Here is a 15,042-nt window from a genome sequence, read left to right as displayed (position 1 = left end):
TGCCAAAAGTAATGTTTCTTCAAAAGTTTGTAGAAGGTAGAATAGAAAAGGCGATAAGAAAAGAGCAGCTGGCGACAGCTGCTCTTTTAGTTTTAGGGTACCGTTACCTCACTTTGAGGAACCACTACGTTGGCCGGAAAATCAGTGAATAACCACAATGGTGGCGTATCCTGTATATTACTTACTGCCACCTGGAATGAACCGGTTGGGAAATTACCTGCCTGCAGTATAACGCGGTTGCCATCTACCGAAATAGCAGTCGGTTGAATCGACAGGCTGGCCCCATTCTGACGGAACACATAATTGGAAGCGTTAGTCGCCGTAGTGGAATCTATCCTTTTGTTGAACGAGATTATTATGGAAGTGTTGCTTTGACGCACAGCTTTCAACGGACCGGGTTTTACCTGGTACATATTACCTCCGATATGGTATTCGTAGCCCATATAGGAGGAGTATCCCTTTTGCACTGCTGCAATGTCGAACTGATCCATCCAGGCTTTGGAGCGAATCATCTGCCGTTGCGAACCATAGTCTGTTTGTATCCCAACAGGTATCAGAGGCGCGGCAGCACGTATGGCATCTACAACCGGCTGATAGGTTTGTATATAGTCCGGCTGAAGATTTGCTTTTGTCCAATCGGGCCAATGTGTTTCCAGGAAATAAATATCCGGATTGATGGCCTGAATAATGGAGGCTACATCCTGCCCTTGCAGCTCCCGCAGCAAAGGCACTGCGCCGCCCCAGTTGATGCCGAGTGCCCAGGCGCCCACCAGGATATCCGGACGCACAGAACGGATTCCATTGGCGCCGTTGAATATCTCGTTGTGCATATCTTTTAGTCCGTCAACCCTGAACTGCATCCATTTGTTGTACAGGGTGCTGTTGGTTTGATAATAGTTAGGATCGGAGGAATTGGTGAAGTTGGGTATAGGCAGATTGTATTTTTGCTGGAAGGCTGCCTGTGCATTCGGGCCTATATCGCCATAGTGACTGTTGGCAATGCCATTCCATGCAAATTCCGGAAAGAAGGCTTCAAACAATTCGACGCCATCAAAGGGAATGGTAGAAACGATTGACGCCAGGGTCTGTTTTTTCCAGCTGACGTAGGAGCTGCTAAAAGGAGAGAAGTAAGTAAATCCAGCTGCCACGGTACCCGGATTCAGTACGCCCATCTTCCAGTTTTCCCAGCCTGCCGGAAATCCCCATGCCGAATAGGTGCCGTTTGCAAATACCATCAGCCAAACTGCTATGCCCTTTTGATGCAGTGCATCTACCAGATCGGCTCGTACATCCAATTCATTCACCACCATATAATGCACGGCTTTGTAGCCAGCCAGCGACAATTCATCAGCAATGCTTTCGGCCGACCGGTTCTTGTAGTAGGAATAAGAAGGGTCTATTTTGGCAGCGCGGCCATGAAGTGCGTTGCAGCGGAGATCTGCAGCTGGTGTAGTTGTTTGTGTTTGCGCCACTGCCAGTACTACATTACGTGTAGTGCCGTTGCCAGCAGTCACACTCAGTTGAAGTGGCTTGCTGAGATCCTGTGGGCCGGAAAGCGATGGGTTTACGCGGGCATTCACCGGAATGTTGGCCCTTATCATCAGCTGTGTCAGATCCGGTTTGGTGCCGGATCCTGCCGGAAATTCTGCAGGGAGTTTAAAAAAGATGGTATCGCCTGTTTCGTTGAAGATGCCATTGTACTTTGTTTCTGCAGCCCCCTTGTTCGGAATGGAAATCCAGATATCTGAAAGCTGATTGGCAGCGCCGGATGGTATAGCATCCGGCTTTTCGCACGCGTTAAATGTAAGAATGGTGCATAATTGTATTAGCAATAGAGAAGCAATTTTCATAACGACGATTTTTAATATTTTTGATTGATGAAATAGCTACCAGCCTTGTATCTGTTCTATCGATGTATTATTGACAATTTCCTGCAAAGGGATAGGCATGTAATAGAATGTGGTGGGAAAGAACCGGTTTTGCTTGTCACAGTCTACCGTTTCATATCGCAGTCCGTTGCCATCCGGTGAGATTTTATGCCCATGAAAGCGTACATTATTTAGTACAATATGTGCTTTTCTCCAGCGGCGCAGATCCCAGTAGCGTTCTCCTTCGAAAGCCAGTTCTACTTTACGTTCGTGTTCAATAGCATTCATCAGCTGTGCTTCATTGGTAGCAGTAACAGGAGGTAATTTTACCCGGTTGCGTAATTGGTTCAGGGAGTTGCGGGCACTTCCCAGGTCGCCGGTTTTCGTGGTTGCTTCGGCATGTATGAGTAGTACTTCTGCATAACGCATCACCATCCAGGGCTGATCACTTTTATTGTCAAAGATGTTGGTGTTGGCTGCGTCCAGCATTTTACGCAGATAATAGCCGGTAACTGTTCGTTTGGGTTCCGGAACACTTTTATATTCTACAAACCCTTCGCGTGTATCGGCAGTGGTGGTATTGAGTGTTCTGCCCTTCCATTGCGCACCGTTATAAAGAATGGTGGCTGCAAACCGTGGTTCCCGGCCGGCATACGGGTTGGCTGCCATTGCAGGATCACTCCATGAAAACGGGTGGCCGTCTGCCATTTCAAATTCATCTGCTAATTCGGCGGTGGGTACACCGGCTACCGCAGCTCCCGGCACGTCGGCAGGCGGGCAAAAATCCCTGTCGAAGTCGTGTACTACCGAAGGGCGCAGATAGTTGATTGTTAGCAATGATTCTTTGCTGTTGCGACTGGAAAACAGTTGGGCATAGTCGTCTTCCAGTCCGCAGGCGCCACCTTCTGCCAGCTTTATTACCGCAGCAGCGGCCTGCACGGCATTCCGGTAGTAGCTATCCTTTTTTGCTGCGGGCACACCGGTGAGTGCATCCTTGTTGAATTGTTTTTTATCATATTCGGCTATGGATGCTGCATATAACCAGGTTTTGGCCAGCATGCCATAAGCCGCCGCATTTGTTACTCTTCCCTGTTGGCCATCGTCGCGTTTCACTGGTAAATGTTCCGCAGCAAAAGCAAAATCGGTGGCAATAAAGTTCCAGCACTCGTCTTCTGAAGAGCGGCTATTCTCCTTGCTGGTGGCGGGTTTATCTAACAGTATTACGCTTCCATGCAATTTTACCAGCCAGAAATAAACATACCCCCTGATAAAACGGGCTTCTGCTTCGAAGGTCCGGCGTTTGGTGTCGTCCACTGTGGCGTACTGTTGCAGCCCCGAGAGGAACTCGTTAATACGCCTGATCTGTGTATACCCGGCAGACCAATAGTCGAGGCCCGGACTGGAAGGGTTTACACTGCCGGGTTCAAATGCCAGGCGATTTACAGTGCCGTTACCCGGGAGGTCGGAAGTGAATTTCATGATGTCTGTAAGTGCATCCGTAGCATTGTTATAGCCGATGGGAAATCTGCCAAAGGCAAAAGTTTTGAATACCTGGTATTGATCTTCAATGTAACGATCAATGTTTTCCGGATTCTTCCATATCAACGCATCCGTATAGCGGTCTTGTGGCACTACATCCAGCTTGCAGCCGGTGTATAGTGTCAATAGCACGAAGCCCGCGATGGCAAAAAATATTTTCCTTCGCATAGTTTGAAGCATGAATTAAAAAGTGATGTTGGTACCGAGTGTCGTCATCCGTTGTTGTGGATAAAAGCCGTTATTCACATTGGGCATTTCAGGGTCGAGGTATTTCAGATGATCCATGGTAAACAGGTTGAATCCTGCAACGTATAGCCGGCACTGTTGTATCTTCAACCGGGCCAGGGCCTTGGGTCCGAGAGATATACCCAGTTGCGCCGATTTCAGGCGCAGATAAGATCCATCCACTATCCAGAAGGAGCTGGCCAGGCCGTTGTGTTGAGGGTATCCTGCTTTATCTGCAGTGAGGCGGGGATAACGTGCATCCGTGTGATCCGGCCGCCAGGCGTTTTCCACGAGGTAGTAGGGAGAGTTCCCATTCCCGTAGAACGTACGGGAGAAGGGGGTGTTATCCTGTACGTAGCTATTGCCGGCAGAACCTTCATAGGTACCCGCCAACGCAACGTCGCAGCGTCCGGCGCCCTGGAATACGAGTGAAAGGTCCAGTGGCCCGTAACTGGCGCCGATATTGATGCCATATATGATCTCGGGTAAATTGGCTTTGCCTGTGAAGGTCATATCTTCCGGTGTGATTTTGCCATCGCCGTTCAGGTCTTTGTATTTAATAAAACCTGGTACAGTGGCGCCAACCGGCGAAGAAGGCCATTTCTTTACTTCGTCCCAGTCTTTGAAAAGCCCTTCTGCAACATATCCTATCTTGGCATCTATCTGATGTCCTACACGGTGCTGCCAGGAGGGAATACCAGCGGGATCATCAATCCGCAATATCTTGTTCCTTGCCCAGGTGAAATTTCCCTGCACGTTATAGTGGAATTTTTTGCCGATCTTATTGGCGTGTGTTATTTGCAGATCTACCCCGCGGTTCTGTACTCTTCCGGCGTTAACAGTGGAAAGATAGTTGCCACCCATAGAAGGAGGAAAAAGTCCGCTTTGCCCCATCAGGATATCGGTAGTGATCTTGTAGAAGTATTCTGCCTGAATACCCAGCAGTTCACCTTTTATAGCGGTTTCAAACCCCACGTTATAGGTAGTGGCCTTTTCCCAGGTGATATTGGGATTTGCCGGTGCTCCTGTATAAAGTGTAGATACCGCCTGATTCCCAAAAACGCCGGTGGGTGCGTTGCTCAGCGAAAACGTCTGCAGGTATTGGAATGCACCGGTGCGGTCATTTCCCAGTTTACCGGCCGAAGCCTTTATTTTGAGCAAGCTTATCAATGGTGTCAGCCGTTGGAAGAAAGGTTCTTCACTTACTACCCACCCGGCGGAAGCCGCAGGGAAAAAGCCCCAGCGTTTACCGGCCGGAAAATTCATGGAGCCGTCATAACGACTTACCACTTCCGCAAAGTATTTGTTCCGGTAGCCGTAATTCAGTCGCCCTACATATCCTGCCCTTTTGGTAGTGTTGCTGCTACCACTGGGATAAATAAAATCAGCGCTGCCTTTTCCGCCGAAAGTCAGTTCCTTGATATCGGGTAGTGGAAAGTTCTTTGCGCCTGCCCAGAAGCCGTTTCCATCATACTGAGCGTATTCATATAACAGCAGGCCGCTTATATTGTGTGCGTCAAAATCCCGGCTATAGCGGATGGCAGGCTGAAAGGTACTGCGTGTGCCCTGGTCGTACGATTGAAACAAGCCACTATTCAACAAACCTGGTGATCTGGCAGGTAGCCAGTACCAGCTGCCGCCCATCATCCTTACCATGAGGTCGTATGCCTGTTGCCAGTTCCAGGACTGCTGATTAGAACGGTCGTACGCCAGTAGCGTAGTTACATCCAGCCCGGGTACAAAAGGTACGTGAAGGTTTAATTGCAGGTTACCCTGCATGCTGAAGGTTTCCGCACGTTGATAAGAAGGCCCGTCGACAGATGCGATGGGATTTACAATACCGGCTTCTGAAAGACTCGCTACAGGTACTCCCTTGTCGGTGTACGCAGGCATATTAGGCAGGGCGCGGATGGCCTGAAAGAAAGGATTCATCCAGCCGGCGTTATCTGCCGGCAACCCCGGATTACGCCTGTTCTCCTTACGTATACCGAGGTTGATATTGGCATCGAACAGTTTGCTGAAAGTATAATCCAGGTTGGTGCGGAAATTAAAACGCTCAAACGATGTATTCCTGATCACCCCATCCTGTTTAAGATATCCCAGTGAAGAAAAGTATTTTACCTTTTCTGTACCACCGCTTACCGAGAGGTTATGATGCTGGCTGGCGCTTTTTCTGTCCAGGAATTGCCCTATCCAGTCGGTGTTGGCATAGAAAGGATTGGTATTGGTACCGTTACGGAGCGCTGCAATATCCTCTTCTTTATAGGTATAAGGCACCTGGTTGGCACCTATGGCTTTGAGGTAATCATTATCCACTTCTTCTGCTTTGTGGTACCATTCCATATAATCAGGCCCGTTCAGGAATTTTGGAAAGCGTGTGAAGGAGTTGATGCTGAGCTCTCCGTTATAGGATACGGTCGCTTTTCTGGCACTGCCTTTTCTGGTAGTGACCAATATTACGCCGTTGGCGCCCTGTACGCCATAGGTGGCTGCTGCAGCGGCATCTTTCAGTATAGAAATACTGGCGATCTCGTTAGGGTCCAGTTGCTCGAAGGTACGCTGTACACCGTCTACAATTACGGCGGGTGAGTTATCACCGTAAGTGCTCAGGCCGCGTATCCGCAATGTGGCATTATCATAGCCTGGCCTGCCGGACTGTTGCACCGCTATCAACCCGGGAAGTTTCCCTGCCAGCACATTAGAGATGTTCATAGCCGGTGCAGTGGTCAGATCTTTTGTACTGATGGAGGCTACAGAGCCGGTAAGCGCCAGCTTTTTCTGGGTGCCGTATCCGACTACTACTACTTCATTCAGGCCGCTGTTGAGCGGCCGTAATGCAATATCGAGGGTGGTGCGCCCCTGTACGGGGATCTCTGTTTTTTCATAGCCGAGATAAGATATTACCAATGTAGCGCCGTCGGGTGCCGTTAGCTGGAAGTTACCTTCCGCATCTGTTACAGTGCCATGTTTACTTCCCTTTACCTGTATGGTAACGCCGGGTAGCGCCTGTCCTTTTACGGCATCTTTTATTTTACCGAACCGGGTAAGCTGTGGAGGAGTGGCCTGGTTGCCGGTTTGGGCACTCATCTGTTTTACAATGATAACGTTGTTATTGATCTGATAAGTTAGTGGCTGACTGGTAAAACTGCTGTCCAGTACCTGTTGCAGGCTGCCATCTTTGATATGAAGTGTTACCGGATGGGCCAGTTTCAGGAGTTCATTGGAGTATGCAAAATTGTATCCGGTTTGTTGCCGGATGCTGTTGAATACCTTGTCCAGCGTAATGTTTTTCCCGATGATTGTTATTCCCTGTGCTACAGCTGTGGCGCTTACCTGCAAACACAGGCCCAGTAACAGGATGCTTTTCAGTTTCATAACGCGTTTGATTTTGGAAATATACAGGCATAGCAAGCCCCTGCTTTTGAAAAGCGTGTGCAAATACATACATTTGTTTTGGTTAGATAATCAGGTCATCATTTTTCAGGTGCTGTGTTGTCCGGCTATATTATAAGGGGCGGTACCCGCGCCCCTTATTTATGCCTTATACGTGGAATCAGATCTGCATGTTATTAAGTTTAAGGTGAAACAATTATTTTTCTGTCGCGGGTAACGATGTGGATTTTACCTGCTTCCTGCAGGATGCCGAATACTTCTGAAATAGTGGCTTCGCGTGGAATAGAACCCGTAAAATGCCAGGAGATATCTCCCGTGATAATGATGTCGATATTATACCAGCGGGCTATTTCCCGCATAACGGATGGTATATCTGCATTGTTGAACCAGAAGAGATGGTTTTTCCAGGCAATGGCTTCCTGTATATCGGTGTTTTCTATCAGTTTTATCCCCTTCTGTTTATTTACCTGTGCCTGCTGCCCGGGTTTAAGCTGTAATGGCGTTCCGTTATATTCCACGCGTATGGAGCCTTCCAGTAAGGTGGTTTTTATTGCTGCTTCGTTGTTATATGCCATAATATTGAAACTGGTACCCAGCACTTCTACCTGTGTACCATTAACGGATACGCGAAAAATGTGCGCAGCGTCCTTAGCTACTTCGAAATAGGCTTCTCCTGTAAGTTCCACTTCCCTTTCCTGCCCATTAAAGGTGGCAGGGAAGCGGATGGAGGAACCAGCGTTCAGCCATACCCTGCTTCCATCCGACAGGGTGAGGGTATACTGCCCACCGGGGGGAGTGGTAAGTGTATTATAGGCGGTAGCAGTATTACCCTGCGTTGCCTGGTAGCTAAGGCTGTTGCTGTCTGATTTTAGTATCTGTGTGTTGCCCTGGCGTGCAATATTGCCGGTTCCGGCGCTGTCCAGGTTAATAGTAGTACCGTCGGCAAGGGTGAGGATGGCTTTATTACCGCCTGGTTTTATATCTTCCGGAATCTGTTGTCTGCTGGTCAGTTGTTCGTTAGTTGCATCTTTTCTGACAGAGAGATAAAGCAGGCCAAGACCAGTTATTACTACGGCGGCAGCGGCTGCCCGCCAGCTGAAAAGCCGGCTGCTTCTTTTCCTGCCTGGTGCTTCGTTTGCTATCAGGGAAGGCATAACAGCATTCCATTCTGCCGCAGTGAGCAATGGACTGGCATTTGCCGTTCCTTCCCATAAATTGGCGAGTGCTTCCCGGAGCTCTTCCGGGCCATTTCCTGCCAGTTCACAGAATTCTTCAAACTCTTCCATGCTAAGCTGGTCATCCAGGTAGCGATGAAAAAGGTATTGCATCCGTTTTTCGGAATCTTCCATATAGCTATTTTAAATGGTGGTACCTGACAGAAGACGTCAAAAAAAGAAGGGTATACTAGTGGGTATGAAAAATTATTTTCCAAGCAGGAAAATGAGTGCTATGAGGTGATATTTTGAATTTAGCCCGGCACGTATCTGCCGGAGGGATACGGCCAGATGATTTCTGACAGTATGAGGAGAAATGTTCATGCGCTGTGCAATCTGTTCATAGGTTAGTCCCTGCTCGCGGCTCAGGCGGAACACCATCCTGCGCTGCGGCGGCATTTCTGCTACCAGCATCCGTATCGCTTTCAACACTTCCTCTTTCAGCAATGCCTGATCCGCGGATAGCCCTGTTTGCCGCTCATACATGATATTCCAGAGCGCTGTTTGCCGCTCGCGGTTCCGCTGCAACTGCCTGAAAAAATCCAGCGACTTGTTACGCGCAATATGAAAAAGGAAGGCCTCAAAATGATCCAGCTCCGGCAATGTTGCTCTGTTCTGCCAGATCTTAAGAAAAGTATCCAGCACCAGTTCTTCCGATGCTTCCCTGTCTTTCGTAACACTAAACAGATACGCAAACAGTCGATCCCTGTATCGCTCAAACAATTCGTTGAACGCCTGTTGGTCTGCGCCTGCTATCTGAAGCAATAGTTCACTATCAGGATATCTTGCAGAAGCCATCATTTAGAACATGGAATTTTTCATCATCGTTAATTAGATATTGGTGACCTTAACGTACGCACATGACTTGTAACAGATACGGGACTATTTCAACAAGATAGGAATTATTTCCGAAAAGTAGTAGCTATATGGCGCTTAAAAAACTACGAGCTATTGATATATTGCACATTCTTTTAATGGCAGTGAGAATGGCTGCTTTATTGTTCAGACATTTATATTCTTTAGAAAGTTTAATTATTGCCCGAAATAAAAAAAACAGCGAGCGCACTACTTGTGTCGGTAGTGCGCCCGCTGTTTTTGTTGATTGATGCCATCATTCAGCTCATTGCCGAGAAAATGATTTCGACATCAGATTTTAATTTTTCATCATTCAGGTTGTAAATATTGTGCATAAGAATACCCCTCAGCACCACCATCTGTACGAATCAGCCACCATTGCTCATTCATTTTACTGATGAGTGTAACAATTTCACCATGTGCGGCTTTTCCAACAATTGGCTGATCTGTTCCCGGCCCTTTACGAATATTGAGATTGGTTGATTCAGTGACTACTTTCACTTTTGCCCCGGCAACTGCGGTAGCAACCTGAATATCCATTACAACGTCTCCGGAAAGGAAATTCGGATCTATCTGCCCGTAGATGTTCCAGAGTTTATCTTTAACATCGCCGCTGGGAGCAGTGCCATTAATATGCAATACTCCATCCAGTTCCGCCACCTGCAGATCTGGAACGCCAGATGCATTTGCTGTATCCAGCAGTTCTTTGTATTTATCCTGTAATGCCATAAATGTTCTAGTTTAAAGTGGAATGACTTATTTTACTTTCAGACCTTTTGCATCTACCTTTTTAGGGTGTAATGCATCTAATGCCATCTTTAAGGTTTTCCAACGATCTGCTTTCGCTTCGCCGGTAACCGTTAATACGCCATCTTTTACGTCTACTGTTACGCCGGGGAAATCTTTCACTACAGCAGCTACGGCTGTTTTGAGTGAATCGTCTGCTGTTACTGCTACAGGGGCCGCAGGCGGAGCAGGAGGCGTAACCGTGATGTTATTAACCACGCTCTTAACATCTTTTACAGCCTTAACTGCTGTTTCAGCAGCTGTTTTTTCTGCCTCGGTACTTACGGTGCCAGATAATGTTACTACCCCTTCTTTTACATCGGCAGTTACTCCCGGAATAGTTTGAACTGCGGTAGTGGCAGTTTTCATGATTTCCGAATCTTTCGGTTTGCTCTTACAAGCAATCATGAAAAATAACCCCATTGCCATGATGGAAGTCGTCAGATACCTTAGTTTCATAGTTTCTACAGTTTTAAAGTTGATAAATTTCGTTAAAAGATAAGTATCTTTTTTCATATTGCAATATAACTGCAGTCAATTACTTATGATTTAACATTAAAAATGTTATGAATAGCCGGATGATGCATGCAGAGTATTAATGCGGGGATGGACCGGGATTCAAATCACTATAGTTGTTACATCGGTTCCGGGGCCGGTTGAATGACCTTGGCCGGCGTTGATAATTTTTCTTTCCGGAAAAAAAACTATTATCTTTAGCCCCCTTAACCTCTGTCACCTTGAAAACACAACCCTTACGCCGGAAAAAAGATTGTCTGAACTGCGGAAATGATGTACCTAACAGATTCTGCGGCTATTGCGGACAAGAAAATGTCGTTCCTCATGAAACTTTCGGTCACCTTGTAAAACACTTTGTCGCCGATATTTTTCATTATGATTCCCAGTTTTTGCTGACTTTAAAATATCTCTTTACCAGACCAGGCTTTCTTTCCCGCGAATACCGTGAAGGCAGGCGGGTACGATATGTAAATCCTATCAAACTATATGTTTTCACGTCGTTCATATTTTTCTTTATCTATTTAGCCGGGTTATCTCATCCGGACAGACATGCAGAACCACATAATGCCGAAGATAGCAAGGAAGCTGTTCGACTGGGTTACTTCGATGAACTGGTGATACAGGAAAAAAAGCTCGATGCCGGGGTCAAAAGAAACGACCCGGCGGCTATCAGAAATCTTCACCTGCTGGAAAAGATAGCAGCATCAACATCAACGGAAGAATTCGATGATGTATATCGCCAACTTCCCGATTCACTGAAATTTTCTCTCCTGACGAGATTAGTTGTCCGGGCTGAAGCGGGTTCCTTGAAACACTATCGTTCCAATGAAGAAAGGGTGCGGTATTATGAGGAAAAGTACTACCATAATTTCCCTAAAATAATGCTCTTGTGTCTGCCTTTATTTGCTTACTTTCTGAAGCTGCTTTATTTCAGGAATAAACAATGGCTTTATGCTGATCATGCCATTTTTACATTACACATCCATGTCTTTGCATTCATACTGTTGTCGGTGATGCTACCCCTGATGCGATACTTCCATCATCCTTTGTTATTCTATAAAATATTCTCCTGTATTGTTGCAGGTTATCTGATTATTGCGCTGCGTAAGAATTATGGGCAGTCTATCCTGATATCTGGTATAAAAGGAGTAACGCTATATGCCGGCTATTTAACTCTTCTGTGGGCAGTATTGATGATCGTAAACTTGTTATTAGCCACATATTCTGCGTACTTTTAGGGAACGGGGGCTAAAAGCCCGCCGCTTTACCATATCGTTAAAACGCAAATTGCTGTAAACAAGATGAAGAAAATAGGGTTTTTATCATTCGGACATTGGGCCAACCATCCGGGTTATGCCACCCGTACAGCCGGGGACACGCTGCTGCAGTCTATTGATCTGGCTGTTGCTGCTGAAGAAATAGGGCTGGACGGCGCTTATTTCAGGGTGCATCACTTTGCGGCTCAATTAGGTTCCCCATTTCCTTTGCTGTCGGCCATTGGCGCCAAAACCAGCAAGATAGAAATTGGTACCGGCGTGATTGACATGCGTTATGAAAATCCACTGTATATGGTGGAAGATGCCGGCGCTGCTGATTTAATTTCAGAGGGGCGGTTACAATTAGGTGTCAGCAGAGGTTCACCGGAACAGGTCATCGATGGGTGGCGTTATTTCGGTTATGAGCCTAAAGAAGGAGAAAGTGAACAGGATATGGGCCGCCGTAAAACGCTGGAATTCCTGGATAAGCTGAATGGAGTGGGCTTTGCAACACCCAATCCGAATCCTATGTTTCCCAATCCCCCCGGACTGCTGCGTTTGGAACCATACTCCGCTGGATTACGGGAGCGTATCTGGTGGGGAGCCGCCTCCAATGCAACCGCCGTTTGGGCAGCTGAAAACGGTATGCACCTCCAGAGCTCTACCCTGAAGTTTGATGAAAGTGGTAAACCTTTCCACGTACAACAGGCCGAACAGATCCGGTTGTATAAGGAGGCCTGGAAGAAAGCAGGTCACCAGCGCGAAGCCAGGGTATCCGTGAGCCGGTCTATTTTCGCATTGGTCACCGATGAGGACCGTCAGATCTTCGGCCGGGACGGAAAAAGCCGTGATCAGCTCGGCATGATCGAACCAGGTAAACGAGCCATTTTCGGAAGGAGTTATGCTGCGGAACCAGATCAACTCATCAGGGAATTGGCGGAAGACGAAGCTATCCAGGAAGCAGACACGGTACTGCTAACCATACCTAATACATTGGGCGTTGCGTACAATGTGCATTTGCTGTCTTCTATTCTAAAATATGTTGCACCAGGGTTAGGTTGGCGTTAGCCTTCTGCCAATTGTCTTAGTGTATAGGCGTCATATGGCAAATCATATGTCTTGAATACCTCCATCAGATTGACAAAGCCCGGATTCTTTGTAACCACCGCTGCAGCTGCCAGTAAGGTGCTCTTTCTGATGGGGGTTAGCTCATCTAACGCCGTTTCATTATCGAACAACACCGCGAATATGATTTGCAGGTAACTGACCTGATTCAACGGGGACATCGCAGGCAGTGTATCGATGATGGATTCTATTTCCTTTTCCAGCATGTCAGGTCTGGCGTTACTCAGCACTACTAAAATATATTCATGTACGTTATTGAAGTCACCGATGAAGGGGGCCATGTTACCGAAGTCTTCATCGAGTGATTCATGACGGGCCAATGCATGCAATAATTCTGTCAGCCAGGTCTCCTGGGCTGTTGTCCTGGTGAGTAGTACCAACTGAGCGGCCATCACAAAACGAACGAATGGATCTGCTTCAGTGGGAAGGGCCGTGGCGTATGTGGTGAGAAGTTTGTCGCTTTGGTTTCTGATGACATAGAAATCCGTCAGTAAAAAAATAGCGTACCCCCTCGTGGTACTGTTGTACCCCGTGTTTTTCCATTCGTTGAGCAGGAATTGTTCGGTAGCGTTTTTACCAGTGTAAACCAGTATGTATTTCGCCATAGATGCAATGTCGGCATCATCACTCGCTGCCCACTGCAGCAGCATTGGCTCCAATGGCGCTATTACCCCGATCATCTCCGTATATAAATCCGCTTGCTCATGGATATAATTTAAGCCGAGGATGATATATAGAAATTTCCCCAATCGCAGTTGTACTGCAGGTAGGTGTTGATAGTGGGGGATCATGCGTGCCAGAATTTCAGCTACTTTGTATGTGGATGTATACACAGCGCCTTGTTGTTCAATCTCCGCCCAGAGTAGGTTGCCTGCTATATTGGCTACGGCTTCATCTTCCGAAAGCATGCCATTGATACCGGTGGGTAGCCCGGCGCCGCCATCACTATGGTAGGTGTCGATGGTTTGCCAATCAATAGTATCCAGTTCTTTTTGCAGGTGTACGGGTACTTCCAGTGTATGCAGTTTAAGTTTTGCATTCAGCTCATTGTAGTGGCGGTTGAACAGGATTACTGCACTTTCCCAATCAGTGCGGGCGGTATTTACATCATAACCACCCCAGGATGGAATAAAAACATCCCATCTTGTCAGCTGGAAATGATCATCCAGTTCTTCCGACACCGTAAATTGTTGTATTGTTTGTCCTGTGGAGTCATCGTATAGGCGCCAGGTGCCAGTGCTATCACCATTATTGGTGAGATCAATGAGTATGCTGCCGCCGGAAGCATAATAGACGGCCCTTTCCGGGAGGCTGCCTTTATCGGGGGAGAGATGTCCTTCGCAAATCAGTTTGCCGTTAAAATATCTTCGCTTATGAATGGGAGAGCGCTCTTCCCGGCGTATGGAGTATAGTTCCTGTCCTGTTTTATTAAAGTACGTGTTGGTCACATCTTTTTCCTTGTTGCGATGGAGTTTGTGGATTTTTACTACCGGTGAAGCCATACCGCTGTAATAGAAAAAGCTCTCGGATTTTGCCGGATCTTCTTTATCATACAGATAGGAACTGCTTAACGTGCCGGATTCATACCGATAGTCTTCCAGTACCCGGCCGGAAGTGCTGTAAAGTCTTTGTGCGACCGGATTACCGGCCAGATCCCATTCGAAATATTCACCGACATAATTAGCGATACGGGTATCGACGCTACCCATTACCCAGTTGGTGGCGGCATAAGGCGCTCTCATGAAATGTGCGCGTGCAGGCACATTGTCGGGTCTTGCAGGCAATGGGGCTCCATCAGAACTCACTGCATTACCTTCTCTGTCGAAGTAGCGCTGGGCATTGTATATAAATTCATCTACATAGTCAAATTCCGCTATCCACACATTATCGCCATTGTTGGGAGGAAAATATTCAGGAGTAGGATGATCACATTTTATCAGGCGGAGAGGGCCAATATATTTATCCCCGCCATACCATTCCCCATTTTGCGCCACCGTACCATCGGGGTGAAAACGTTGGGTGGGGTAGGGAGGGGTTCCATCCCGGTAGTCAATGGTAACCCAGTGGTAGCCTTCTATATGCCATATATCCCAACGGCCGATACGTTGGTTGTTTTCATTGGTTTCGCCAAACAACCATTCTTTATCTGCTTCATTATAGATGGCGCCTTCAGGTACGGTAACGGGTCTTTCCATTGTTTTGATGGTAGGGTTTTGGGGCTGCAAGATATTATTTTTTTTCTGGTTTAATGAAAAGTATAACCGT

The 15,042-nt window shown here is 47.2% G+C and carries 10 protein-coding genes; 2 read left to right on the top strand and 8 right to left on the bottom strand.

Going from position 1 to position 15,042, the window contains the following annotated elements:
- Positions 1 to 92: 92 nt before the first annotated feature.
- From ICL07_RS02640 to ICL07_RS02610, 7 genes are all read right to left on the bottom strand, one after another.
- A complete protein-coding gene (locus ICL07_RS02640) occupies positions 93 to 1,850 on the bottom strand; it encodes a DUF5018 domain-containing protein (RefSeq protein ID WP_188086392.1) in 1,758 nt (585 codons plus the stop codon).
- Between the two features lie 36 nt (positions 1,851 to 1,886).
- Entirely contained in the window at positions 1,887 to 3,575 is a 1,689-nt protein-coding gene (locus tag ICL07_RS02635; RefSeq protein WP_188086391.1) for a RagB/SusD family nutrient uptake outer membrane protein, read from the bottom strand.
- A gap of 15 nt (positions 3,576 to 3,590) precedes the next feature.
- Entirely contained in the window at positions 3,591 to 7,007 is a 3,417-nt protein-coding gene (locus tag ICL07_RS02630) for a TonB-dependent receptor (RefSeq protein WP_188086390.1), read from the bottom strand.
- A 200-nt stretch (positions 7,008 to 7,207) separates the two neighbouring features.
- Positions 7,208 to 8,374 (bottom strand): FecR domain-containing protein, encoded by a 1,167-nt coding sequence (locus ICL07_RS02625; RefSeq protein ID WP_188086389.1) that lies wholly within the window; start codon positions 8,372 to 8,374, stop codon positions 7,208 to 7,210.
- Between the two features lie 72 nt (positions 8,375 to 8,446).
- Positions 8,447 to 9,040 carry an RNA polymerase sigma-70 factor gene (locus ICL07_RS02620; protein ID WP_223151731.1) on the bottom strand — a complete coding sequence of 198 codons (594 nt, stop codon included), beginning with the start codon at positions 9,038 to 9,040 and terminating at the stop codon, positions 8,447 to 8,449.
- A gap of 363 nt (positions 9,041 to 9,403) precedes the next feature.
- Positions 9,404 to 9,823, bottom strand: coding sequence for an SH3 domain-containing protein (locus tag ICL07_RS02615; RefSeq protein ID WP_188086388.1), 420 nt, complete (start codon positions 9,821 to 9,823; stop codon positions 9,404 to 9,406).
- Between the two features lie 27 nt (positions 9,824 to 9,850).
- A complete protein-coding gene (locus tag ICL07_RS02610) occupies positions 9,851 to 10,396 on the bottom strand; it encodes a BON domain-containing protein (protein ID WP_223151730.1) in 546 nt (181 codons plus the stop codon).
- Between the two features lie 221 nt (positions 10,397 to 10,617).
- Between ICL07_RS02610 and ICL07_RS02605 the strand changes: the two genes are divergently transcribed.
- Positions 10,618 to 11,634 (top strand): DUF3667 domain-containing protein, encoded by a 1,017-nt coding sequence (locus tag ICL07_RS02605; RefSeq protein WP_188086387.1) that lies wholly within the window; start codon positions 10,618 to 10,620, stop codon positions 11,632 to 11,634.
- Between the two features lie 63 nt (positions 11,635 to 11,697).
- On the top strand, positions 11,698 to 12,720 hold the full coding sequence (locus ICL07_RS02600; protein ID WP_188086386.1) for an LLM class flavin-dependent oxidoreductase: 1,023 nt from the start codon (positions 11,698 to 11,700) through the stop codon (positions 12,718 to 12,720).
- Here the strand turns inward: ICL07_RS02600 and ICL07_RS02595 are convergent.
- Positions 12,717 to 15,002: a hypothetical protein gene (locus tag ICL07_RS02595; RefSeq protein ID WP_188086385.1), complete on the bottom strand. Its 2,286-nt coding sequence runs from the start codon at positions 15,000 to 15,002 to the stop codon at positions 12,717 to 12,719. The two genes, ICL07_RS02600 and ICL07_RS02595, sit on opposite strands and share 4 nt — an antisense overlap.
- Positions 15,003 to 15,042 lie beyond the last annotated feature (40 nt).

Source organism: Chitinophaga qingshengii (assembly GCF_014529935.1).
In the GTDB taxonomy this organism is placed as follows: Bacteria; Bacteroidota; Bacteroidia; order Chitinophagales; family Chitinophagaceae; genus Chitinophaga; species Chitinophaga qingshengii.
The sequence above is the reverse complement of the archived record's forward strand: the minus strand, read 5'-3'. Positions and strand labels throughout refer to the sequence as shown.

Coding starts and splice junctions, on each gene's coding strand:
- ICL07_RS02640 (WP_188086392.1), bottom strand. CDS start 1,850: ATGAAAATTGCTTCTCTATTGCTAATACAATTATGCACCATTCTTACA.
- ICL07_RS02635 (WP_188086391.1), bottom strand. CDS start 3,575: ATGCGAAGGAAAATATTTTTTGCCATCGCGGGCTTCGTGCTATTGACA.
- ICL07_RS02630 (WP_188086390.1), bottom strand. CDS start 7,007: ATGAAACTGAAAAGCATCCTGTTACTGGGCCTGTGTTTGCAGGTAAGC.
- ICL07_RS02625 (WP_188086389.1), bottom strand. CDS start 8,374: ATGGAAGATTCCGAAAAACGGATGCAATACCTTTTTCATCGCTACCTG.
- ICL07_RS02620 (WP_223151731.1), bottom strand. CDS start 9,040: ATGATGGCTTCTGCAAGATATCCTGATAGTGAACTATTGCTTCAGATA.
- ICL07_RS02615 (WP_188086388.1), bottom strand. CDS start 9,823: ATGGCATTACAGGATAAATACAAAGAACTGCTGGATACAGCAAATGCA.
- ICL07_RS02610 (WP_223151730.1), bottom strand. CDS start 10,396: ATGAAAAAAGATACTTATCTTTTAACGAAATTTATCAACTTTAAAACT.
- ICL07_RS02600 (WP_188086386.1), top strand. CDS start 11,698: ATGAAGAAAATAGGGTTTTTATCATTCGGACATTGGGCCAACCATCCG.